Origin of the sequence: Chroogloeocystis siderophila 5.2 s.c.1, assembly GCF_001904655.1 — a bacterium.
GTDB lineage: Bacteria > Cyanobacteriota > Cyanobacteriia > Cyanobacteriales > Chroococcidiopsidaceae > Chroogloeocystis > Chroogloeocystis siderophila.
Map to the genome: position 1 here is coordinate 1 of NZ_MRCC01000039.1, position 6,489 is coordinate 6,489.

Below are 6,489 nucleotides of genomic sequence, written 5' to 3' on the forward strand. Positions count from 1 at the left end.
TTCAGGTCTTCACTGGAAAGATGGCGTTCTCGATGGGCTTTTATCTGCCGATTTGGTGTGAGAACGCGTCAGGTCGAACAAGGCAAGCGTCGCAGAAAGTCTATTCTTGACCATAAATGCCCAAGGCATCTATTGAGCTAGAAATACCAGACTTATTAACAAGAGGATCAATGGGCAAACCGTATACGGGATTGAACAGGTCAATTAGAACGACTTGGCATAGAAGAGTAGGAAAGGAAGTGTTGTCCTACTCATCGATTTGCCACGAATCTTTAGTAAGTTCTTCATCAACAATTCGCTTAGGACGCAGTACGAGAACAACTCGACCGAGTAGTGGAGTATCAGTCGCGCTGTCAAACCATTGAAATTCGAGTTGTCCTGATTGTTCAACAACAAAGTAGCTATTAACATCCCATTCACGTTGGGAACGATCAACAAGGACTAAGACTTGTTCTTTACTAGTTTCAGTTTGATTTGGTAAGTGATCGCCCTTACACAAAATTGCCACTGGATCTTGTGCACTCAAGACAATTTGCCATCCTGGTATTGGTACCCACGCTTGTTCTCCAGCAAATTTGACCATGCGAAACGGCTCTAGTTCTGCGACTAGGGGAACTGCTTTAAAGTCATCCGCCTTCAGAGGCATTTCGCCAACCACAGGAACCAGGCGCGGTAATTCTTCCTCAGCTTCAAGACGATAAAACGGCAAACGTGGTGCAGGGCGCTTCGAGACAACGGTAAAATCGACTAAAAGTTGCTCGAGCTGTTCTCTAGCAGTTGCAGTATGCGCAAATCTCAAACCTTTGGCGATTAAACGCGATCGCTCTTGTAAATCATTTTTTTGCCGCGCGAGTTTCCAAGATTGATACGCTAACGCATCACCAGGATGATTGGAAAAGCCTGCAGGTAATGTCCGAAATCGCGAAAATTCTTTAACGGCTTTAGCAACTTCTTTTGCTTCGTCCGCATCAAGGCGGTGCAATAAAATCAACTCAGCCGCCGCAGCACGTTCAGCTTGAGTTAATAAGCGCAGTTCATATAATACATCACTACCCCGCTGGGCATAATGCGATCGCACTTCGGGCGGTGCTTCAGCTTTCTCAATAGAATCATACACTTGCGCGCCCACAATTACTTGATTTTGCTGCACTGGCTCAAATCCAGTTGCTTCAAAAATTGCTTGGGAATTATAACCAGACTTTTGTAACCTGGCACAAGCTTTGCCCCATTCTACCCAATTGCCCTGCTTTTGCCGTAGCGATCGCAATAATTCCTCAAGCACTTCTTGAGATTCACCATCATTAGCAAGATTCGCTGGTAATTCAGTCATAATCTCAGCAACTCGTTAAGCACAAATCCTATTTTAATGTGAAGAGTGTAGAGGAAGCAGAGGGGCGGAGGAAGTAGAGGAGAAATACTACAATAAAATTCTTTTGCACTAACCACTAGCCACTCCTTATGACTTCAACTCAAATCCGCGACATTTTCGACCGTATTGCCCCAGTTTATGACCAAATGAACGATTGGCTGAGTTTAGGGCAGCATCGCATTTGGAAGCAAATGACCGTTAAATGGAGTCGTGCAAAAGCTGGAGACACTTGTCTTGATTTATGCTGTGGAAGTGGCGATTTGACATTAAGGCTGAGTCGTGTCGTAGGAACTACAGGTCAAGTTTATGGCGTGGATTTTTCACCGCAGTTACTGGCGATCGCCCAACAACGTTCGCAACAATACTCTACTGCCATTACCTGGATAGAAGCCGACGTTTTGAAGTTACCCTTCGGGGATAATTTCTTTGATACAGCGACAATGGGCTACGGATTGCGTAATGTTATCGATATTCCGCTTTGCCTTCAAGAATTACACCGCGTACTCAAACCTGGTGCCACAGCTGCTATTTTGGACTTTCATCGCCCTAGTAATTCGCAAATGCGAGCATTTCAACAGTGGTATCTCGATACATTAGTTGTTCCACTCGCGCATCAACTTGGCTTAACCGAAGAGTACGCTTACATCAGCCCCAGTTTAGAGCGATTTCCTACCAGTCAAGAACAACTCAAATTAGCTCAAGATGCAGGCTTTACCAAAGCCACACACTACCCCATTGCTAGCGGTATGATGGGAGTATTGACAATCACAAAACCTTAGATTTGTGTGGAGCATTCATTGTCTTTGCCAAAATCTAAGACCTGAAATTCTTATCGGTTCGCATCCTTGGACTGGTCTAACCTTTGGTTTTATGCAGCACCTCCTGTACTTGGAGGAATTATTGGCTATTTTACGAACGACATAGCCATTAAGATGCTCTTTCGTCCTTACCGAGCAATCTATATCGGTCGAAATCGTTTACCGTTTACCCCAGGTTTAATTCCGCGCAACCAAGAACGGTTAGCAAAGCGGGTTGCAGACACAATCATGGGGTCACTGCTGACGCCAGAAGAATTGCAAAATTTAGCACGGCGCTTACTGCAACCCGAACGTGTGCAGGCTGGTATTTTGTGGCTGCTACGATTAGCCTTAGATCAAATTCGCCTTGACAAAGAGCAGAAAACTGCAAAAATTACGGCAAATATCCTCAAAGATTTGCTTGGTCAATCTTTACCACGTTTACTCAAAGTTTTAGCGCGACGCGAAGATTTTTTAGAAGCGCAAACGAATCAGATTTTCGATCAAGTACTCCTTGAGTTTCAACTGAGCGACGAACAAGCGACTAAACTTGCAGACTGGTTATTACAAGTTGTTTTACCACCCGACGTGATTCGTCAGCTTTTAGTTGACTTTCTCACCGATCGCACAATTCAAACGATTGATGAAGGCTTTCGCGAAAAAGCCAGCGGAACTTACTGGGTTGTTGCTAATTTATTCGGTTTACGTAATACCTTAACGCGCCTCAGAAGTTACTGCTTAGACGAAAGAGAAGCTGCAAATGATCGCATCCAAGAATTAACTCGCTCATTAGACGTTCGTAACCGCCTCAAAACTTGGTTAAAAAATCTGTCTTTACAAAACTTACCTGTCTCGACAGTACGCCAGCTACGCAAAACGATCCGCGATACGATTCGCAGCTATTTACAAACGCGTGGCGGTGAAGTTCTGCAAGGCTTAAGCGATTCGCTTGATTGGGAAAATATAGCGAGTCTCCTGTTAAACCGTCTGCGTAATTCAGCAGCAGTAACTACTTCGCTCGATGTTGTTAGCAAAGAACTGGCATTAATTTTAGAACGCTACCTAGAACGCGATTTAGAAAATATTGTGGCGCAGGCAATTCCAATTTTGTCAATCGATCAAGTGATTGTTGATCGTGTTAAATCAACTTCCGCAGCGGATCTCGAAACCGCAGTCGAAGGAATTGTTAAAAATGAGCTACAAGCAATTGTTAATTTAGGTGGAGTTTTAGGATTTGTCGTCGGTTCGTTACAAACCCTATTTTTGATCTTCCGTAATTTCTAGTCCTTAGCTAGGCGCAACCGCGTAGCGCACAAGTTGTCCGAGGCGTTGGCGGAGAGTTTCTAATCCTAAGCGATCGCTTGCAGAAATATACACTGCTTGCGGAAACTCTTCTTGCGCGACGGCTAACGTATCACTATCAACGCGATCAACTTTGTTCAAAGCAATCAGCATGGGTCCTGGAGTTATAGGCATTTCCGACAAAATACTCATCACTGACCGAATTTGACTTTGCCATGCTGGATGCGAAAGATCGACAACATGAAGTAACGCATCGGCTTCTGTCACTTCTTCAAGCGTGGCGCGAAATGCATCCATGAGTGACGCTGGAAGTTCGTGGATAAAGCCCACCGTGTCTGTTAATACTATGGCTTGCGGTTTTCCACCCACATCGGGAACTACCAAACGGCGTGTCGTTGGATCAAGCGTTGCAAATAACTGATCCGCTGTGTAAACTTCCGCATTAGTCAGTGCATTGAGTAGTGTAGACTTTCCTGCGTTCGTATAGCCAACGATCGCCACTGAAGGAACTTCGCGATGTTGGCGCTGTTGTCGCAGACGTGATCGATGCGCTTGTAGTTGATTGACTTCTTCTTGTAATCTTGCAATCCGTCTGGCGATCGCGCGGCGTTCGGTTTCTAGTTTTGTTTCACCAGGTCCGCGAGTTCCAATCCCACCACCAAGTCGCGACATCGCTTGACCCCGCCCTGTCAGTCGCGGCAGCATATATTCAAGCTGGGCAAGTTCGACTTGTAATTTACCCGCCCGCGTGCGAGCGCGTTGGGCAAAAATGTCTAAAATGACTTCAGTGCGGTCAACAACGCGAATTCCGATTTGCGTTTCTAAGTTGCGGACTTGCGCGGGTGAAAGATCGCGGTCAAAGACAATTAAGTTAGCACCTAGCGTTTGTGCAGTTAAAGCAATTTCTTGCACTTTTCCTTCACCAACAGCGGTTTGCGGATGCGGACGCGATCGCTTTTGGCGGAATGTTTGTAAAACTTCTCCCCCAGCGGTATCAACTAATCGCGCTAATTCATCTAAAGTATCTTGAAACGCTTGTGGTGTGAGAGTGTCAGTTTGGACGCCTACAATGAGTACGCGATCACGGTCGCTATCTACTTGCGTTGCAACGTATTCGCGCTGAAATTCAGCTTCGAGTCCTTCAACTAAATCAAGAAAATCCTGATTACTCAGAACATCTAAACTGAGTGGTTGTGACACATTCCAACTCGCTAGCGGTGAAGTGCGCGTCTGCTGTGTATCAGTTTCTGTTTCTTCGCTACTAGGAACCAAATGCGCCAGATAAGTTTCTTTAACATATCCTGTTGCTCCACCACCACGACGTTGAAATCCTGACCCTGTGATGTTGAGTACCGCTAGAACATCTAATCTTTGCAGCGCCATTGCAGTTAACGCCGCTTCGCTGGGTGGTTCAGATTTGAGTTGCGTAGCAATGCAGCGAATACCACTAAGACGTTCTGCACCATAGCGTGGTAGTTCTAGTGGTGGAATTTGAGTTTGACGTGGCGTACCAACCCCTACACGAATTACTTGTCCCCGACGATTTACATAGGTACACACCGGTTGATTAATTTCGGTGCTAATTGCTGCCAAACGCTGGGCAAATTCTGGTGTTGTCGGGCGATCGCCTGGTAGGCGTTGTTGATACAGCCGTTGTAGTTGCTTAATCTGGCTGGACTTTAAACCTTGAAGATTACCGTAAATAGTCTCGATAGGCACCTTCGACCAATATTTGGTCTTCTGAATTCACTATGTCTATTTTATCGTGCTCTTTTCATGTTGAATGATGGTCATTGGTCATTAGTAACTGGTAATTGGTGAATTGATAGCAATTAGCCGTTAGCTGTTAGCTTTTGTTTGATGGCTAAATGCTAATTGCCAAGTGCGATTACCTGTTACCTATTTCTCCAAGATTGTACTGCTTTGTATAGAGGTTCAGACAACCATCTGTCATACTGCGGATAAATCGGCAAACGTGGTATGAGTTGCCATCCTGCTGACTTTAATATTTGTAATAAATCAGCATCAGATAAGTGCGGATAATCTGGATTGACTTCATCTTTTGGACCAATACCGCCTAAATCTCTTGCTCCTGCTTTAATACAAGCAAGTAACCAGTTGGGATCTGAAACTAAATTTGGTGGAATTTGAATCGTAATTTCTGCGGGTAAAAGTTCTCTAGCTTTCGCAATCACTTCCGGTAACTGCTGCGGTTTAAAGCCTGCTGCGTTCCATGTTTGTTGATTTCCTGGGCTGTAAGGTTGCAGAATGACTTCTTGGATATGACCATAACGAGTGTGTAATTGCGCGATCACCTCCAACGTCTCCCACCAATCATCTTGTGTTTCGCCAATTCCCAAAAGTAAACCTGTTGTAAACGGAATCTGTAATTCTCCTGCCCAAACGAGTTGTTGTAATCTTAGTTCTGGTATCTTACTCGGTGCATGGCGATGAACTGTATTTAATAACGCAGGCGTTAGTTGCTCTAGCATTAAACCCATCGATACGTTTACGGTTTTAAGCTGTTGCATTTCTACAAAACTTAGAGGCCCTACGTTTGTATGTGGCAAAAAACCCAGTGCGATCGCCAGTTCGCATAACCCATAAATTAACTGTAGCCATGATTCACGCCTTGATGAATGCGGATGAATTTCGCCACTTAAAATAAGAATCTCACAAACGTTTTGATTCTGTAATTCTTTGAGGATTTTTTCGGCTGTAGAGAGGGTTATCCAGGGTGCTTTACCTGGTTCTACGCGAAAATTGCAATAATCACAGCGATTAAAGCACTCATAGGTAGGCACTAAGGTGTAGGCAGGACTATACGTAATAACGCCGGACATTACTTCGCTCTGCTAGAACTCACTTAATTCTAAAAAATTTTTAAAATCCTTTACAAATCGCAACAAATAGCTTAAGGTATTAAGTGTAGGGAACAACACCTACAAAATCATTCAGCAAAGCAAAAGCAATCATAAAAGTATGACAACAACTCTACAAAGACGCGAAAGCGCATCATTG

5 protein-coding genes are annotated in these 6,489 nt (G+C 44.5%); 2 read left to right on the top strand and 3 right to left on the bottom strand.

Annotation, left to right across the window (positions count from 1 at the left end):
* Window positions 1–247: 247 nt before the first annotated feature.
* Window positions 248–1,330 carry a RuBisCO accumulation factor 1 gene (locus NIES1031_RS22995; protein ID WP_073551757.1) on the bottom strand — a complete coding sequence of 361 codons (1,083 nt, stop codon included), beginning with the start codon at window positions 1,328–1,330 and terminating at the stop codon, window positions 248–250.
* Between the two features lie 128 nt (window positions 1,331–1,458).
* Here NIES1031_RS22995 and ubiE point away from each other — a divergent pair, with 128 nt between their 5' ends.
* Both ubiE and NIES1031_RS23005 read left to right on the top strand, forming a co-directional pair.
* Window positions 1,459–2,148 (top strand): bifunctional demethylmenaquinone methyltransferase/2-methoxy-6-polyprenyl-1,4-benzoquinol methylase UbiE, encoded by a 690-nt coding sequence (gene ubiE, locus NIES1031_RS23000; protein WP_073551758.1) that lies wholly within the window; start codon window positions 1,459–1,461, stop codon window positions 2,146–2,148.
* 66 nt (window positions 2,149–2,214) lie between these two features.
* The gene (locus NIES1031_RS23005; RefSeq protein ID WP_073551759.1) at window positions 2,215–3,450 is read left to right on the top strand and encodes a DUF445 domain-containing protein; all 1,236 of its coding nucleotides are present in this window, start codon (window positions 2,215–2,217) and stop codon (window positions 3,448–3,450) included.
* Window positions 3,451–3,453: 3 nt separating this feature from the next.
* On the opposite strand, the gene hflX is transcribed toward NIES1031_RS23005, so the two are convergent.
* The gene (gene hflX, locus NIES1031_RS23010) at window positions 3,454–5,187 is read right to left on the bottom strand and encodes a GTPase HflX (protein WP_178378230.1); all 1,734 of its coding nucleotides are present in this window, start codon (window positions 5,185–5,187) and stop codon (window positions 3,454–3,456) included.
* Window positions 5,188–5,363: 176 nt separating this feature from the next.
* Complete coding sequence (gene cofG / locus NIES1031_RS23015) at window positions 5,364–6,311, bottom strand: 7,8-didemethyl-8-hydroxy-5-deazariboflavin synthase subunit CofG (RefSeq protein WP_073551761.1); 948 nt, start codon at window positions 6,309–6,311, stop codon at window positions 5,364–5,366.
* Window positions 6,312–6,489 lie beyond the last annotated feature (178 nt).